Genomic DNA, 17521 nt, shown 5'->3' with positions numbered 1-17521 from the left:
TTACCCAAACGTTTGGGTTGCGCAATGCTAAGGGGTCGGAAAACAAAAATCGACACCGTGTAAACCCTAGGTTGCCGCCAAAGGCCCTGAGACGGTATTCGTGCGTGTATCCTCCAGCCCCATGAACAAATCCCGCCCTGTCACGCTGCAAAGCCTGGCGCGGCAGCTCGGTCTGAACGTGTCGACCGTCTCCCGCGTCCTCAACGGTTCCGAGGATGACGCGCGCGCCGCCGCCGCGCCCGACACGGTCAAACGGGTCCGGGCGCTCGCCGCCGAGTTGCAATATCGGACCAATCCGCACGCAGCCAGCCTCAAGACGCGCCGCAGCCGCACCATCGGCGTCCTGGTGCCGAGACTGTCGGACATGGTGCTGGCCACCATCTACGAAGGCATCGACGAAGCCGCCGCCGAACACGGCTACCTGACCTTCGTTTCCAACACCCAGGATGCGCCCGACAAGCAGCGCAAGCTGATCGACATGGCGCTGGCGCGGCGCGTGGACGGCCTGGTCCTGGGCGACGCCCACAGCCACGAGGGCGCGGCGCCCAATCCGCTGCTGGCCGACCTGGCGCAACGCGACGTGCCGTTCGTGCTGGTCAGCCGCCACGCCGATGACCATTGCGCCGTGACCTGCGATGATCTCGAAGGCGGACGGCTGGCGGCGGAGCATCTGTTGGCGATGGGCCATCGGCGCATCGCGGTGATGGTGGGCGAACCCTTCACCAGCACGGGCCGCGACCGCTCGGCGGGCTTTTTCGCGGCCTGCGCGCGGCACGGGGTTCAGGTGCCCGCCCAATGGCGCATCGAGAGCCCGTTCGATACCGACGCCGGCCGCCTGGTCGGCGCCCGCCTGCTGGCCGGTCCCGACCGCCCCACCGCCATCTTCGCGGTCAACGATTTCCTGGCGGTGGGGGTGATGGGCGCGGCGCGCGAGCACGGCCTGGAGGCCGGCCGCGACGTGGCCGTGGTGGGCTACAACGACACGCCGCTGGCGGGCGCCCTGCCGATCGGCCTGACCACCATCCATTCACCCATGCACGAGATGGGGCGGCTGGGGCTGGAACTGCTGCTGCAGAAGATCGACGGCGGCGCCCCGCGCAGCGTGCGGCTGGCGCCGTCGCTGGTGGTGCGCGGCAGCAGCGATCGGCCGATACCGGGCTGAACCGCGCCTGCGGGCAGAGGCCCCGACCGTGGCCGCGGTTCGGCCCCGGGAGACCGTGGCTGGCGGTCTTCGTGGGCACCAGGGATATCATGTTCGCCCCAAGACAACACATGCCGATACTGCCATCCACGCCATGATCAATTCTTCCACGCTCGTCGACATCGGCGGCAAGCGCGTCCTGCAATTCGACGCGACCGGCCCCGCCCTGGCCACCGGCCAGGACACCAACGACCTGATCAGCGCCGCCTGGGAGCACGAGGCCGAATGGCTGGCGCTGCCCGCCGCGCGCGTGCATCCCGATTTCTTCCGCCTGGAAACGCGCATCGCCGGCGAGCTGATCCAGAAGTTCGTCAACTACCGCCTGCATTGCGCGGTGGTAGGCGATATCTCGGCCTATCTGGCGGACAGCAAGTCGCTGCGCGACTTCGCCTACGAGACCAACCGCGGCCGCGTGTTCTGGATGCTGGATGACATGGCGGCGTTGACCGCGCGATTGACGGCAAGCCAGGGCTGAACGGGTCATAGGCCGGCTGTCTGGCGTGGCCCCCGGCCGGCGAGCCCGTGACGCGGCTAACGGTTATGACTGGCATGGATAAAGCGGAAGTTCAAGGAAAGCCGCCAAGACCCGCCCAATGCGCAAAGCCCCTTCGGGGCGAACGGTCTTGCTTGACGCCGCGCCGCCGCGGACCGTATCTTTATTTGAACGATCATTCCAAAAACCACGCCATGCGTACCAAGGATTTCGAACCCGACGACGTCGCCGACGCCGCCATGCAGGTGTTCTGGCGGCGCGGCTACGCCGCGACCTCCGTGCAGGACCTGGTGGACGGCACCGGGCTGGGACGCGGCAGTCTCTACAACGCCTTCGGCAGCAAGCAGGGCCTGTACGAAGCCGCGCTGCGGCGCTATCACGAACTGACGGCCGCCAACCTCGACCTGCTCGCCCGCCCCGGCAATGCGCGCGAGCGCATCGGCCGGCTGCTCGACTTCATCGCCGACGACGAACTGCGCGAGGCCAGCCGGCGCGGCTGCCTGGTGGCCAACGCCTCGCTGGAAATGGCGGGTCAGGATGACGTGGTGGCCGAACTGGTGCGACGTAACTTCCAACGCCTGGAAAAGGCGCTGGAGAAGATCCTGGCCGAAGGCCAGGCCAACGGCGAGATCGACAGCGGCAAGTCGCCGCGCGCGCTGGCCCGCTTCATCGTCACCACCATCCAGGGCCTGCGGGTGGTCGCCAAGGGCAGCAATGCCCGTGAACGCCGCCAGTGGCTGGGTGACGTGATCTCGGTGGCGCTGGGCTCGATCCAGAAGACATGAGGCATGCCGCGGCCTGTCCATGCCGCGTTTTTTTTGTTCTTTTTTGGAACGATCGTTCCAATTCAATCGCAATCGGAGTTTCCGCATGAGCTGCACCCCACCCCTGCCCGCCGGCGCCTGTCCCCTGGACCACACCGAAGGTTTGCCGCTGGGCAAGCTGCTGGCCCTGGCGCTGGCAGGCTTCATCACCATCATGACCGAGACCGTGCCCGCCGGCCTGCTGCCGCAGATCGGCCAGGGCATGGGCGTGTCCGAGGCGCTGGCCGGGCAACTGGTCACCCTGTTCGCGGCCGGCTCGGTGCTGGCGGCGATTCCAATCATCGCCGCCACCCGCGGATGGAATCGTCGTCCCCTGCTGCTGCTGGCCATCGGCGGCCTGTGCCTGTTCAACGTGATCACCGCGCTGTCCACCGACTACGTGCTGACGCTGGCGGCGCGCTTTGGAGGCGGCATGGCGGCCGGCCTGCTGTGGGGCCTGCTGGCCGGCTACGCGCGCCGCATGGTGGCGACGCGCCAACAGGGCCGGGCCCTGGCGGTGGTGGGCGCGGGCCAGCCACTGGCGCTGTGCCTGGGCGTGCCGGCCGGCGCGTGGCTGGGCAGCCTGATGGACTGGCGCGGCGTGTTCTGGTTGATGGCCGCGGTGTCGCTGACGCTGGTGATCTGGGTGCGCGCCGCCGTGCCGGACTTTGCCGGCCAGACCGCGCGCCGGCGCCTGCCGATCGCGCGGACGCTGATGCTGCCCGGCATCCGGCCGATCCTGTTCGTGCTGTTCACCTGGATCCTGGCGCACAACGTGCTCTACACCTACATCGCGCCCTACCTGATCCACCTGGGCCGCCCGGCCTCCGTCGATACGGTGCTGCTGGTGTTCGGCGCCAGCGCGGTCGCCGGCCTGTTGCTGACGGGCATGCTGGTGGATCGCTGCCTGCGCCTGCTGACGCTGCTGTCGCTGGCGCTGTTCGCCCTGACCGCCAGCGCGCTGGGCCTGGCGGGCGCCCACCCCGCCGTCCTGATGGCCGGCGTGGCGCTGTGGGGCCTGAGCTTCGGCGGTGCGCCGACGCTGCTGCAGACCGCCCTGGCCGACACCGCCGGCGAGCATTCCGACGTGGCGCAATCGATGCTGGTCACCATCTTCAACTTGGGCATCGCCAGCGGCGGCGTGCTGGGCGGCGCGTTGCTCGACACCGCCGGCGCGGGCTCGTTCGCCTGGACGGTGACCGCGCTGGCCGTGATTGCGCTGCTGGCAGCCTGGAGCGCACGCGGCCACGCTTTCCGGCCGGGACGCCGGCGCTAGCGCCATGAACCGGCGCGACGCCGGGCGCCGTTTGGCAACCCGCCCTACCCGCGGCCGCCGCGCCAGGCAATCGCCGCCAGCGGCGCCAGCATGCACGCCGCGGCGGCCAGCAAGCTGGCGGGCAGGCCCCGGTGATCGACGCTGACGCCGCCCGCCAGCGCCCCCAACGCGATCGCCAGGTTGAACACCCCGACGAACCAGGACGTCGCCGCCTCGACGGCGCCGCGCGCCGCCTGCATCACCCAGGTCTGCAGCGCCACCGACACACCGCCGTACGACAGCCCCCACAGCAACAGCAGCGCCACCACGGCGCCGCGCATGTCGCCCAGCCATGGCAGCGACGCCAGCGTCGCCAGCAGGCCCAGCACGATGCCCAGCAGGGTCGCGCGCGGGTGCCGCCCCGCCGCGCCGCCGGCCAGGAAATTGCCGGCGATGCCGGCCACGCCATAGGCAAACAGCAGCGGGCCGATCCAGCCGGGCGCGAACCCCGCCATGGTCTGCAGGACAGGCCGCACGAAGGTGTAGGCCATGAAATGCCCGGCCACCAGGAACAGCGTGATGAACAGACCGCGCCGCACGCCCGGATTGCGCAGCTGCCGGCCCAATTCGCGCGCCGTGACCGACTGCGCCACCGGCAGCGGTGGCAAGGCCAGCGCGGCGAACAGCAGCGCCGCCGCGCTCAGCGCCGCCAGGGCGCCGAACGCGCTGCGCCAGCCCGCCGCGTCGCCGATCCAGGCGCCCAGCGGCACCCCCAGCACCGACGCCACCGCCACCCCGCCGAAGATCACGGCCGTGGCCAGGCCGACGGCGGCGGGCGGCACCAGCCGGCCGGCCAGGCCGCCGGCCACCGCCCAGATGCCGCCGATGCAGACGCCGACCAGCACCCGCGCGGCCAGGAACCCCCACAGGTGCGGCGCCAGCGCGCTGCCCAGGTTGGCGCCGGCCAGCAGCAGCAACAGGCCGCACAGGATGCGGCGCCGGTCGACGCCGCGCGCGCCCATTACCACCAGCGGCGCGCACAGGGCGGCCAGGATGCCGGGCACCACCATCAGCCAGCCGACGCGGCCCGTCGACACGCCCAGGCTGGCGGCGATGGGCGGCAGCAAGCCCACCGGCAGCATTTCGGTGGTAACGACGCAGAACGTCGCCAGGCCGGCGGCCGACACGCCGGCCCAGGCAGCGGGAGGATGGCCGGCGGCCGTGGGGGGCCGCGGATCGAGGGCAATACTGCGGGTCATGGAAGGTCTCTCGCCTGAAGGAACAAGGAAAACACCCTCGGAGGCATGCCGCCCGGCGTGATCGAAGCTTGGGGGGTGTCAGTGCTGGCCAGTCTACTGTTTCCAATTCGCTGATAAAGTAGGCGATCAGACAAACAAAAGGGACAAATCGTCGCCAATCCGACGTGCATCCCCCGCTGCTGTGGAAATCGCCCCATGACGCCTCTCTCCGCCGCCGGCATCGACCATATCGGCGACGTCATCGCCTTCGTCCGCGTCGCCGACGCGCAAAGCTTCACCCTGGCTTCGGAACGGCTGGGCCTGTCGCGTTCGGCCATCGGCAAGTGCATCGCGCGGCTCGAACACGGCCTGGGCGCGCGGCTGCTGCATCGCAGTACGCGCAGTGTCAGCCTCAGCGACGAAGGCCGCCTGTTCTACGAACACGCGCAACGCATCCTGGCCGAGGTCGATAACGCCACCGGCGCCATGGCCAGCCGCCAGGAGGCGCCGCGCGGCCGCCTGCGCATCGACCTGCCGGTGGCCTTGGGCCGGCTGCACATCATGCCGCTGGTGGCCGACTACCTGCGGCAATGGCCCGAGGTCGAGGCCGACATCAGCTTCACCGACGACTACAGCGACCTGGTGCGCGACGGCATCGACGTCGCCATCCGCATCGGCGGCGAGGCAGACAGCCGGCTGGTGCGGCGCGTGCTGGCGCCGCACCGGCTCGTCACCTGCGCCGCGCCTGCCTACCTGGCACGCCATGGCGCGCCGGCCTCGCCCGACGAACTGGCGCGCCACCAGACGCTGGCCTACACCCACATGGGCACGCCGGTGCCCTGGCGCTACGCCAGCCACGGCCAGGACCGCGGCGTCGCCGTGGCCGGCCGGCTGCGGCTGGGCAACACCGAAGCGCTGCGCGACGCCGCGCTCGATGGCGCCGGCATCGTGCAGCTGGGCGCCTTCCTGGTTGGCGCGGACCTGCGGGAAGGCCGCCTGGTGCCGCTGTTGGAAGCCTACGCGCCGCCCGGCGCGCCGGTCTGCGCGGTGTATCCGCACCGGCGTCACCTGGCTCCCAAGGTGCGCCGGCTGATTGACGACATCGCCGCGCGCTGGCAACACGGGGCGCCCTGGGACAAGGCCGGGCCGGCACGCAACTTGAATCAGATATCATGATGATCAGCATCGTGACTTTCGATGCAAATGTCCGCGCCCGGCCGCCTGCCTAGCATAGCGCGGCACTGAGCCAGCCCGCGCGCCGCGCCTGTCTGGCCCGCCTTACCCCGGAGTTTTTCTTGAGCGACATCTATCACTTCAGCCGCGGCACCGCGCCGCTGCTGATCTCCATACCCCACCTGGGCAGCCAGCTGCCCGACACGCAGCGCGCCCGCATGACGGCCGTCGGCCAGCAGTCCGGTGACACCGATTGGCACCTGGACACCCTGTACCAGTTCGCCGACGCGCTGGGCGCGTCCGTGCTGGGCGCGCGCTACTCGCGCTATGTGGTCGACCTGAACCGCCCGCCCAACGACGAAAGCCTGTACCCCGGCCAGACCAAGACCGGCCTGTGCCCGACCCACACCTTTCGGGGCGAGGCGCTGTACCTGAACGACGCGCCGCTGACCGACGACGAACGCGAGCACCGCCTGCAGACCTATTGGCAGCCGTACCACGCCAAGCTGCGCGAGGAACTCGACCGCATCCGCGCCGAACACGGCACGGTACTGCTGTGGGAAGCCCATTCGATCGCCAGCGTGCTGCCGCGCCTGTTCGAAGGCAAGCTGCCCGACCTGAACCTGGGCACCGCCGACGGCGCCAGCTGCGCGCCCGACATCCTGGACGCGCTGGCCGAACGCCTGCCCGGCTGCGGCTACACCAGCGCCGTGAACGGCCGCTTCAAAGGCGGCTACATCACGCGCCACTACGGATCGCCGGCCGAAGACATCCATGCGGTGCAGTTGGAGATGTGCCAGTCCACCTATATGGACGAGACCTATCCCTACGCCTACCAAACCGACGCGGCCGCCAAGGCCATCCCGGTGGTCGAAAGCATGGTGCGCGCCGCGCTGGCGCAGACGCTGGCGCGCAAGCGCTGATCCGGCCGCCGCCCCGGGCCGCCCGATGAACCGCCTGCCCCACCGCGACGCGGATGCCTATCCCGAGTGGAGCCTGCTGCTGACCTGGGTCGCGGTGGTGCAGGCCGCCTCGGTGTCGGGCGCGGCCCGGTTGCTGGGACTGTCGCAGGCGGCGGTGTCGCAGCGGGTCAAGCAGCTGGAGGCCGCGCTGTCGACCGAACTGCTGGACCGCAGCACCCGTCCGGCGCGTCCAACGCCGGCCGGCGAGCTGCTGTTCGACCATGCCTCGCGCCTCCTGGCCCAGGCCGGCGACATGACCGAAAGCGTGCGCAACCTGAGTCGCGCGCGGCGCAACATCGTGCGCTTCGGCTGCGTCGATTCGTTCGCCGGCACGCTGGGGCCGACGCTGATCCACGGCCTGTCCGGCGCCTCGCGCCAGATCCGGCTGTGGTCCGGCATCACCCCGGTCCTGGACAAACAGCTGGAGGAACGCCAGCTGGACCTGGTCATCAGCACCAGCGCCGCCGCCGATCCTCCCGCCATCCGCAAGCTCGGGCTGTTCAGCGAACCCTACCTGCTGGTGCTGCCACGCGCCACGCCGCCGCCGCAGGCGGGCCAGCTGGCGGAATTGGCCCGCCGCAGCCCGTTCATCCGCTACAGCGCGCGTTCGCACATCGGCGCCGCCATCGACCGGCTGCTGGAATCGCGCGGCATCTTCATCGAGCGCACCTTCGAATTCGACAACACCGATCCGCTGCTCAGCCTGGTGACCGCAGGCCTGGGCTTTGCGATCAGCACGCCGCTGTGCATCTGGCAATCGCGCCATTTCGTCGACCAGCTGCGGGTGCTGCCGCTGGCGTCCTGCCTGGACAAGACCCGCGCCGACGCGCCCGACCTGGCCCGCGCCTTCTACCTCGCGTCGCGGCCCCACGAGGCCGGCAAGCTGCCGGCCGAGGCGCGCAACGTGATCCTGATGGCGGTCGAACGACTGATGCAGCACGAGGTGGCGCCCGCGCTGGGCCTGCCAGCGGCCACCCTGTGGCGCAGCCTGCGCCGCTGACGCCGTCGGAGCGACCTGGTCGCGCGCGCCACCGCCATCACGACACCGCGCCGCGCCCATAGCGTCCCGTCAGCAGCGCGCCGCGCTCGAAACGCGACAGCGCATAGGGCGCCAACGACACATCGGGCGCCAGCCCCAGGGCTTCCTGCGCCAGCACCCGTCCCACCGCCGGCGACAGCTTGAAGCCGTGTCCGGAAAATCCGAAGCCGGCCACCAGCCCCTCCACCTGCGCGATGCGCCCCAGCACGGGATTCCAGTCGGGCGTGACGTCGTACACGCCGGTCCATGACGCGGCCAGGCCGGCCTCGGCATAGGCCGGAAAGCGCGCCGCCACCTGCGCGCCGACGTCGGCCACGTAGTCCAGCGGCACGTCGCCCTGCTCGGCCTCCCCCGGCGCCAGCGTTTCGCCCGACGTGCCTTCGCTGGCCAGCATCTGGTTGCCGCCATAGCTGCGGCAATAGAGCATGCCGGGCGAGGCCAGGTCCTTGAAGACCGGCATGGCGTAGGCATAGGGCGCGGCGGCGCACGCCAGCGCCAGCACCGCGTGGCGCTCGGGCGCCAGCGGCATCGCCACCCCGGTCCAGGCCGCCAGCTCGGCGGTCCAGATGTTTTGCGTGCTGACAACCACCGCGCTGGCGTAATCGCCTTCCGACGTGGCCACGCCGGCCACGCGTCCGTTGCGCATCAGCAGGCCGCGCACGGCGACGTTCTCGCGGATCGTCACGCCGCGCCGGCGCGCGGCGCGCGCGAAACTGGTGGCGACCAGATAGGCATCGGCGAAGCCGGCCTCGGGCTCGAAACCGATCAGCGCGGCGTCGCCGAAGTCGGCGATGGGCAGCAGTTCGCGGGCCTGCGCCGCGTCCAGTTCGTGCACCGGGATGCCCAGCGCGCGCTGCTGCGCCAGCGCATCGGCCAGCGGCGCGCGCTTGTCGTCATCGGCCGCGGCGATCAGGTAGCCGCAACGGACCAGGCCGCTGGCGGCGTCGTCATCGCCCACATAGGCGGCGAAGTCGTTGAAGGCGCTCCATGAACGCCGCGCCAGTTCCACGTTCTCGCGCACCGAGTAATGGGTGCGCAGGATGCCCGACGATTGCGCCGTGGTGCCGGCGCCGATGGCGGCGCGGTCCAGCACCAGCACATCGCGGGCGCCCAGGGCGGCCAGGTGGAAGGCGACCGAGCTGCCGACCACGCCCGCGCCGATCACGATCACGTCATAACTTTTCATGGCCATGCTCCAGATGGGAATGGCGGCAGTGTGGCGCGGGCGCGACCCGGCGCGCGGTATATCAGCGCGGCGAATATTGAGTAGAAGCGCTAGCGTGGTGGCGACGGAAGGAAAACGACGCCATGGCGCCGTCCAGCGGGCGGCGGCGCGCCCTTAGCTATCCTCGGTGAACCGTTCGACGCGGATGTGGAAGTTGTCGATGCGATCCCACTGCGCCCGCGAGGACACCAGCGTTTCCTCGGAGCCGAAGCCGATCAGGTAGTTGTGCCCGGTACGCGGGTCGCGCCACGAATGGGGCGGCGCCTCCCAGCCACAGCAGCGGAACCGCAGGGCCTCGATGCCGAAGCGCCGTTGCAGGTAGCGCTCGACCTCGGCCGCCGCGGCGCCGTCCAGCCGGTAGCGCGCCACCAACGGCCTGCCCTGGCCGAACTCCTGGCGGCACCCCTGGTATTCGATGGCGGCCGGCTTGTCGCCCCATGCGGCCAGGAAATCCTCGCAGCCCGGCGTGGGCGCGGCCTGCGCCAGCGCGGCGGCGGGCAACAGCATGATCAGGGGCAGGAGCAGCGGCAACAGCAGGAGGCGCGCACGGCGGGCCAGGGACATCATGGGCGCTCCATCATGGCGATGACACCCGCCGATCCATCCGAATTCGTCGCGCCCATCGCTTTCCTTTGTGGTGTCGCCGCGTCGCGGCCATCGGAGTATGGCAGCCGGCGCGCGATCCCTCAAGCCTGCGGTGAACGCCGGCCGCGTCCGACCGGCGGCCGCTCAACCGCGCGCGCCAGGCTCCTCGGCATTCGCCGCCCCACGGGCCGGCGCCGCGGCCGGCTGGCGCCAAGACAGCGTCGCGCCACGCCCTTCTTCCGCCAGGAATTCCACCAGCGCCGGCAGCGACGCGTCCATCGGCCGATTGGCGTGGATGCGCATCACGTAGCCCCACGAGCCCGGCATGCGCAGGCCGGGCGTCAGCGCCACCAGCCGGCCGCTGGCCAGTTCCTCGTCGATCAGCGGCGCGCGTCCCAGCGCGATGCCGACGCCGGCTGCGGCGGCCGCCACGACCGTGCTCAGGCCGCTCAGCACCAGCGGATCCTGGCCGGCGCTTTCCGCCAGGCCCAGGCGTGGACGCCAGGTGCGCCAGTCGGTCTCGGGGCTGTCGATGTGCTTTTCCTCGAGCCAGCGGTGGCGCGTGAAGACGGCGGGATCGTCGCGCTCGTCAGGCGCGACCAGCGCCGGGCTGCACACCGGCACCACGGTTTCCGTCATCAGCGGAATGTCGCCGGGCGCGGCCAGGTGCGGCCCCAGGGCGCGCACGTGCAGGAACGCCAGGTCGATGTCCTGGGCCTTCCAGGCCGGGTCCTGGCTGGCGTGCAGGAACACCTGGATGTCGATGTCCGGGTGCAATTCGATGAAGCGGCCGATGCGCGGCGCCAGCCACAGCGCCGCCAGCGACGGGTTGGCCGACACGTTCAGGTTGTAGCGCCGCGTGCCGCGCGCGCTGGCCCGCGCGTTGCGGCAGGCGGTCTCCAGCAGGGTCAAGGCCTGTTGTACGGAAGCCAGCAAGGCGGCGCCGGCCTCGGTGGTTTCCGCGCGGCGCACCGTGCCGCCCCGGCGCAGCAGGCTCACGCCCAGGTCGGCCTCCAGCGCGCGCAACTGGTGGCTGACGGCGCTCTTGGTGACATTGAGTTCGGCCGCGGCGCGGCTGAGGCTGCCCAGGCGGGCGACCGCCTCGAAGGCGCGCAGCGCCGCCAGCGGCGGCATATGGGTGGGCAGGGTCGGCATGGGTTGAGTTTATCTCAACCCATGATTGAATAACTATCGCTATCGCCAGCGCGCCGGATGCGTGACCATGCAGGCTCTGGAGGGAGCATTGATATGTATTTCGATTCGAGGCTTTGGCAACTGACCGCGGGGCTGCGCGCCGGCATGGCGGGCGGCATTTTCCTCGGCCTGCTGGCATTAGCGGCGGGCATCGCCCGCTATGTGTTCCTGGGCCAGTTGCTGGCAAGGGTGTTCGACGGCGCGCCGTGGCGGGACTGGCTCGCGCCGGCGCTGTGCGCCGGCGCCATGGTGCTGCTGCGCGCCCTGCTCGACCACCTGCGCACGGTGCAGGCCAACCGCTGCTCGGCCCAGGTACAGCAGACGCTGCGCGCGCGGCTCTACGACCGCATCGTGGCATTGGGGCCGGCCTGGTTCGCCAACCAGCGCACCGGCGGCGTGATGCTGACGGTGGTGGACGGCGTGGAGCAACTGCAGACCTTCTTCGGCCAATACCTGCCGCAGGTCGCCATCGCCGCGGCCGCGCCGTTCGCCATCTTCGCCGTCATCGCCTTCTGGGACGTGCCGACCGCGCTGGTGTTCCTGGTGGCGGCGCTGTTCGCGCTGTTCGGGCCGATGGCCGTGCATATGCTCGACCGCCGCGCCAGCCTGGCGCGCACGCGCTCGCTGAACGAGTTCGGCGAGGAATTCCTGGACGCCGTCCAGGGCCTGCCGACGCTCAAGTCGTATGGCCAGGGCAAGACCTTTGGCCAGCGCCTGGCCGCGCGCGCCCGCGCCCTGTCGGACAACACATTCTGGGTGCTGTCGGTGAGCCTGCTGACGCGCGGCATCAGCGACCTGGGCGTGGCGCTGGGCGCCGCGCTGGCGCTGACGGTCGGCGCCTGGCGCGTGGCCGCCGGCGACATGAGCGTGGAAGCGCTGCTGATCGTGCTGATGGCCGGCACCGAGATCTTCCGCCCGCTGCGCGAACTGCGCTCGGTGCTGCACCGGGGCATGCTGGGCCAATCGGCCGCCGCCAGTATCCACGCGCTGATGGATGCGCAGCCGCTGACCGCCGCCCCCGCCGTGCGGGCGGGCGCCGCCCCCGCGCGGCTCGACCCCACCATCGAATTCGACGCGGTGGCGTTCTCGTATTCGCCGCAGCGCCCGGCGCACCAGGGCCTGTCGTTCCGCGTCGCCGCTGGCGAACGCGTCGGCATCGTCGGCCCCAGCGGCGCCGGCAAGTCCACCATCGTGCGCCTGCTGCTGCGCGAATGCGTGCCGCAGGCCGGCGCCATCCGCGTCGGCGGCCACGACGTCAACCAGCTCGACACGCAGACGCTGCTGGGCCAGATGGCGCTGGTCAGCCAGGACATCACGCTATTCCACGGCACCATCAACGAGAACCTGCGGCTGGGCCGGCCCGACGCCAGCCACGAACAGGTGCGCGCCGCCGCCCGCGCCGCCAATATCGACGACTTCATCATGGCGCTGCCGCAGGGCTACGCCACCCGCATCGGCGAACGCGGCCTGCAACTGTCGGGCGGCCAGCGCCAGCGCGTGGCGATCGCCCGCGCCCTGCTGCGCGACGCGCCCATCCTGATCCTGGACGAGGCGCTGTCGTCGGTCGACACCGAGAACGAAGCGCTGATCCAGCAGGCGCTGGACCGCCTCATGGCCGGCCGCACCACGCTGATCCTGGCGCACCGCCTGGCCAGCGTGATCGGCGCCGACCGCTGCCTGGTGCTGGACCAGGGCCGCGTGGTCGAGCAAGGCCCGCATGATGCGCTGATGCGCCAGCATGGCCTGTACTACCGCCTGATGCACGAACAGGCCCTGGCCTTGAGCGCGCCGAACACGCCAAACGCGCCGTCCGCCGCCACGGCGCGCGATACCACGCCCGCCGCGCACGCCACTGACGATGAATCCGGCGGCCAGGGCCCGGCGCTGCGCCCGCTGGACGCCGACGCCGAACAGGTCGGCTGGCGCGCCACGCTGGCCACGCTGCTGTCGGTGGTGCAACCGTGGCGCGGCACCCTGATCGCCACCATCCTGCTGGGCGTGGCGCGCGTGGCCGCCTTCATCGGCGTCGGCGTGCTGAGCGCGCTGGTGGTGGCCGCCATCCGCGACGGCCGCGACACGTCGGCGCTGATCATCGGCCTGTTGATCGCCGCGCCGCTGGCCGCGCTGTTCCACTGGCTCGAATCGTGGCTGGCGCACGCCATGGCCTACCAGTTGCTGGCGGACATGCGCGTCAAGCTCTACGACAAGCTGGAGCGGCTGGCGCCCGCCTATCTGCTGCAACGCCGCTCGGGCGACCTGGTGGCGCTGGCGACGCAGGACGTGGAGATGGTCGAGTACTTCTACGCCCACACCATCGCCCCGGCCATCGTCTCGGTGCTGGTGCCGCTGTCGGTGCTGGGCTTCCTGGCCTTCTACAGCTGGCCGGTGGCGCTGGCGCTGCTGCCGTTCCTGGCCTATGCGCTGGTGTCGCCGGTGCGCGGCCGCCGCAAGGTCGACGCGCTCGGCGACCGCGCCCGCCACGCCCTGGGCGAGATGAGCGCGCACACCACCGACACCATCCAGGGCCTGGCCGACCTGACCGCCTTCCAGGCCACCGGCCGCCGCCGCGCGGAATTCCTCAAGGTCGCCGACCAGTACCGCGTGCGCCGCCTGGACATCCTGCGCGACCTGTCGCGCCAGACCGCCTGGTTCGAGACCGCCATGGGCCTGGGCGGGTTGGCGGTGGCCGTGGTCGGCGCGCTGCAGGTGTCGGCCGGCGCCCTCTCGGCAAGCATGCTGCCGCTGCTGGTGCTGATCGCGCTGGCCACCTTCCTGCCGGTCTCGGAGATCTCGCAGGTCAGCCGCCAACTGGCCGACACCATCGCCGCCACCCGCCGCCTGCACGTGGTCAACAACGAACCCGAGCCGGTCACCGACGGCCCGCTGCCGCCGCCGGCGGCGCCGCACGGCCTGTCGCTGGCGTTCGACCACGTGTATTTCACCTATCCCGGCAAAAGCCAGGACACGCTGCGCGACCTAAGCTTCACGGTGCCGGCCGGCGCCACCGTGGCCGTGGTCGGCGCCTCGGGCGCGGGCAAGAGCACGGTGGCCAGCCTGCTGCTGCGCTTCTGGGATCCGCGCCAGGGCGCGGTCAAGCTCGACGGCGTGGACGTGCGCCAGCTGCGGCTGGACGGCCTGCGCGAACGCGTCGCGCTGGTGACGCAGGACACCTACCTGTTCAACGACACGCTGGAAGGCAACATCCGCCTGGCGCGCCCCGACGCCAGCCGCGAGGAACTGGCGCGGGCGCTGGAACAGGCCGCGCTCGGCGATTTCGTGCGCAGCCTGCCCGAGGGCCTGGCCACGCGCGTCGGCGAGCGCGGCATGCAGTTGTCGGGCGGCCAGCGCCAGCGCATCTCGATCGCGCGCGCCTTCCTGAAGAACGCGCCGGTGCTGATCCTGGACGAAGCCACCTCGCACCTGGACACCCTGTCGGAGATGCAGGTGCGCGGTGCGCTGGACGTGCTGATGCGGCACCGGACCACGCTGGTGATCGCGCACCGCCTGGCCACCATCCGCGACGCCGACCTGATCCTGGTGCTGGACAACGGCACCCTGGCCGAGGCCGGCACCCACGACCAGTTGCTGCGCAAGCAAGGCGTGTACGCCCGGCTTGCCAGCCACCAGGGCGCGCGCGACCTTACCGCCGGTAGCGCAACGTCTCTTCCGACGTAGCGTTGCGCCGCACCTCGTCCGCCGTGAACCACACCCGCTTGCTGCCGAAGGTGTTGTACAGGTCGAACTGGTCGCGGGTGTGCGGCGACGGGGTCCCGTCCGGGGCGACGAAACCGCTTTGCCCCGGCGCCACCACGTCCACCGCCCGCACCGACTTGCCGTCGAACACCGTCATGTTGTTCTCGGTGCCGCGGTTCTGCGTGGCCGGGTAGCTCAGCACCGCCTTGGCGTCGGCCTGCGGCACGCCCAGGAAGTTCTTGGGCGCGAACACCATCGGCGGCGCCGGGATCTTCCACGCGGCCGGATCCTGCCCATAGGCCTGGCGCAACGCCGCCAGCGCATCGTCCAGCGCCGCCAGGATCACGTCATCGGCGCGCGCGCCGTTGAAGAAGTCATAGCGCTGCGGCACCCCGGCCTCGGGGCCGGCCAGGGCGTTGAACAGCACCTTGACGCCGGCGGTCAGGTTGAGCGAACCGGTGGCCGGCGCCTGCGGCGTCGGGTAGCCGGTGGCGCTGTACCACTTGAAGAAGTCAGCCGGCATCTCGTCGGCCAGCGTGCGCTTGAGCATGGCGCGCAGCCAGGCGTCCATCACCGCCGGACCGGCGTTGTCGAAGTAGCCCGGCTGGCGCTCGCTGGTCGCCATGCCGTCCCACGCCGCCAGCCCCGCCACCAGCCGCGCGCGCGGATCGTCGGCCGGCAGCCCTTGCACCGCGCGCTGCAGGAACGGCAGGAAGTGGCGGCGGTTGACGTCGGCGTAGCTGGTGGTGCGGATCAGGTCCCACATCTGCTGCGCGCTGACCTTGCCGCCGTTGGCGGTCATGGCCTTCAGGCGCGTCTCGATCTCGGCGTAGCGGTCGGCCTGGCCCCACACGATGGCGAACAGGTCGGTGGACGGGTAGCCGCGCATCGGCTGGTTGTTCCAGTTGGCGATGAAGCCCTGGCGCGGGTTGTAGACCTGCGGATTGGTCGAGAACGGCAGCAGGCCCTGCCAGTCCATCTCGCCCGTGCCCGGCACCGGCAGGCGCGGGTCGTGGCCGGGGCGGCGCCTGGGATAGAAGCCGGTATGGGCGTAGCCGATGTTGCCGCGGTCGTCGGCGTAGTACCAGTTGATGGTCAGCGCGTGGCGCGCCGCCTGCGCCTTCCATTGTTCCCAGTTGGCCGACTGCGTCTTGCGGGTCCAGGCCATCAGCGACTGCAATTCGAAGCCTTCCCAGGCGCGCGCCTTGGCGTAGGCCACGTGCTGCGCGTCGTCGAACTTGACGATCAGGCCGTGCACGCTGCGGTACACGTCCAGCGTCACCGGCGCCGCGTCCTTCACCAGGATCAGGTCGGTGCGTTTTTCCAGCGTCTTCCATTGCCCGTCGTGGAAATAACGAGTGCGGTCGGCTGGATCGAGCTTTTCCGCGAAGATGTCGACGTCATCGCCGAAACCGGCGGTCGAGCCCCAGGCCACGTGCGCATTGTGGCCGAACAGGATGCCGGGATAAGCGAACGGCGTGTTGCCGACCACGTCGAAGCCGGCGCCGTGCAGGCCGATGCCGTAGGTGTAGGCCGGGTTCCACCAGCCGAACTGCGGGCCGTTCAGCAGGATCGAACGGGCGTCCTTGGCATGGTCGCGCCCCACGATCCACATGTTGCTGGTCGTGGGAAAGCCGGCGATGCCCGGCTGGCCGGATTGCGCGTACTGCTCGGCCAGCCGAGCCCGCAGCGTGGCGGGCGCGCCATCGACCACGCCGCGCGTGGCCGGATCGCGCACCACGCGTTCGAGCATCGGCGGCGTGCCGTCATAGCGCGGCAGCGCGTAGGCCAGCTTGTCCGCGCTTTCAGGCTGGAACACGGCCGGCTGGTAGCTACCCGCTTCGGGCGGCACCGTGGTCGGCGCGCGGCTGTCGGTCAGCCAGCGCAGCTGGTTGAAGATGCGCATGGCCTCGGCGTCGCCGTGCCTGTCCTTGAGCGCCGTCAGCAGCGCCAGGTTGTCGATTTCGCTATTGGCGTCCGAGAAGCGGTTGGCCATCGTGCCGATGAAGATCATCGCCACGTCGTAGGCGGTCCAGTCGGCCGGCGCGAAGCCCAGGTCGTTGAACTCCTTGGGCATCAACGTGCCGGGCTCGGCCCGCACCCGCGCCAGCCAGGCGTTCATGCCGGCCGCGTAGCCGTCCAGCACCTGGCGGTCCGAGGCCGGCAGCGCCGCCAATTGGCGTTGGATGCGCTCGGGCGAGAAATTGGCGCGGATCGACTTGTCGAACCCCACCATCGACGCGCCCAGCACCTCGGCCACCCGGCCCTGGGTGCTGCGGCGCGCCATCTCCATCTGGAACAGCCGGTCCTGCGCCACCGCGTAGCCGTAGCCATAGAAGATGCCGTACACCGTGTCCGCATAGATGTGCGGCATGCCATAGGCGTCACGCCGGATCGTGACCTTGCCATCGGCGCCCCGCGGCGCCGCCGCGACGGCCTCGGCGGCCTGTCCGGCGGCGGGCGCCACGGGTTGCGCCACGGCCTGCGCCGCCATCGCGGGCAGGCACGAACTGGCCGCCAACAGGGCGGCCGACAACACATGCTGCTTCATTGAATCTGTCTCCGTATCGAATGGGACCGCGCCGCGAGCCGGCCGCGGGCGATGGCGGCGCCTCTGCCGGGCGCCGTCCGCGGACCATGATACGGAGGCCCAATCTATA

13 protein-coding genes are annotated in these 17521 nt (G+C 70.8%); 8 read left to right on the top strand and 5 right to left on the bottom strand.

What is annotated here, in order from left to right:
• Positions 1-121: 121 nt before the first annotated feature.
• The 4 genes from HV742_RS25680 (at position 122) to HV742_RS25665 (ending at position 3773) form a co-directional block, all read left to right on the top strand.
• A complete protein-coding gene (locus HV742_RS25680) occupies positions 122-1162 on the top strand; it encodes a LacI family DNA-binding transcriptional regulator (RefSeq protein WP_175146698.1) in 1041 nt (346 codons plus the stop codon).
• 133 nt (positions 1163-1295) lie between these two features.
• Entirely contained in the window at positions 1296-1676 is a 381-nt protein-coding gene (locus HV742_RS25675; protein ID WP_054416029.1) for a DUF4180 domain-containing protein, read from the top strand.
• Positions 1677-1888: 212 nt separating this feature from the next.
• Positions 1889-2479, top strand: a complete 591-nt coding sequence (locus HV742_RS25670; protein ID WP_049077918.1) for a TetR/AcrR family transcriptional regulator — start codon at positions 1889-1891, stop codon at positions 2477-2479.
• Between the two features lie 85 nt (positions 2480-2564).
• Complete coding sequence (locus tag HV742_RS25665) at positions 2565-3773, top strand: MFS transporter (protein ID WP_175146697.1); 1209 nt, start codon at positions 2565-2567, stop codon at positions 3771-3773.
• A 44-nt stretch (positions 3774-3817) separates the two neighbouring features.
• Here the strand turns inward: HV742_RS25665 and HV742_RS25660 are convergent, their stop codons facing one another.
• Positions 3818-5011 carry an MFS transporter gene (locus HV742_RS25660; RefSeq protein ID WP_175146696.1) on the bottom strand — a complete coding sequence of 398 codons (1194 nt, stop codon included), beginning with the start codon at positions 5009-5011 and terminating at the stop codon, positions 3818-3820.
• A 195-nt stretch (positions 5012-5206) separates the two neighbouring features.
• Here HV742_RS25660 and HV742_RS25655 point away from each other — a divergent pair, with 195 nt between their 5' ends.
• The 3 genes from HV742_RS25655 to HV742_RS25645 all read left to right on the top strand — a co-directional run bounded on the left by HV742_RS25655 (position 5207) and on the right by HV742_RS25645 (position 8125).
• On the top strand, positions 5207-6166 hold the full coding sequence (locus HV742_RS25655) for a LysR family transcriptional regulator (protein ID WP_049074587.1): 960 nt from the start codon (positions 5207-5209) through the stop codon (positions 6164-6166).
• Positions 6167-6285: 119 nt separating this feature from the next.
• Entirely contained in the window at positions 6286-7086 is an 801-nt protein-coding gene (hutG, locus tag HV742_RS25650) for an N-formylglutamate deformylase (protein ID WP_175146695.1), read from the top strand.
• Positions 7087-7111: 25 nt separating this feature from the next.
• Complete coding sequence (locus tag HV742_RS25645) at positions 7112-8125, top strand: LysR family transcriptional regulator (RefSeq protein ID WP_049074592.1); 1014 nt, start codon at positions 7112-7114, stop codon at positions 8123-8125.
• A gap of 37 nt (positions 8126-8162) precedes the next feature.
• Here the strand turns inward: HV742_RS25645 and HV742_RS25640 are convergent, their stop codons facing one another.
• The 3 genes from HV742_RS25640 to HV742_RS25630 all read right to left on the bottom strand — a co-directional run bounded on the left by HV742_RS25640 (position 8163) and on the right by HV742_RS25630 (position 11129).
• Positions 8163-9350, bottom strand: coding sequence for an NAD(P)/FAD-dependent oxidoreductase (locus tag HV742_RS25640; RefSeq protein ID WP_063583884.1), 1188 nt, complete (start codon positions 9348-9350; stop codon positions 8163-8165).
• Positions 9351-9503: 153 nt separating this feature from the next.
• Entirely contained in the window at positions 9504-9956 is a 453-nt protein-coding gene (locus tag HV742_RS25635; RefSeq protein WP_175146694.1) for a DUF4952 domain-containing protein, read from the bottom strand.
• Positions 9957-10118: 162 nt separating this feature from the next.
• Positions 10119-11129 (bottom strand): LysR substrate-binding domain-containing protein, encoded by a 1011-nt coding sequence (locus HV742_RS25630; RefSeq protein ID WP_175146693.1) that lies wholly within the window; start codon positions 11127-11129, stop codon positions 10119-10121.
• A gap of 93 nt (positions 11130-11222) precedes the next feature.
• On the opposite strand from HV742_RS25630, the gene cydC reads away from it, so the two are divergent.
• A complete protein-coding gene (gene cydC, locus HV742_RS25625) occupies positions 11223-14843 on the top strand; it encodes a thiol reductant ABC exporter subunit CydC (RefSeq protein ID WP_175146692.1) in 3621 nt (1206 codons plus the stop codon).
• On the opposite strand, the gene HV742_RS25620 is transcribed toward cydC, so the two are convergent.
• Positions 14809-17412 carry a penicillin G acylase gene (locus tag HV742_RS25620; RefSeq protein ID WP_175146691.1) on the bottom strand — a complete coding sequence of 868 codons (2604 nt, stop codon included), beginning with the start codon at positions 17410-17412 and terminating at the stop codon, positions 14809-14811. The two genes, cydC and HV742_RS25620, sit on opposite strands and share 35 nt — an antisense overlap.
• Between the last annotated feature and the right edge of the window lie 109 nt (positions 17413-17521).

Origin of the sequence: Achromobacter ruhlandii (assembly GCF_902859695.1) — a bacterium.
GTDB lineage: Bacteria > Pseudomonadota > Gammaproteobacteria > Burkholderiales > Burkholderiaceae_B > Achromobacter > Achromobacter ruhlandii.
The sequence above is the reverse complement of the archived record's forward strand: the minus strand, read 5'-3'. Positions and strand labels throughout refer to the sequence as shown.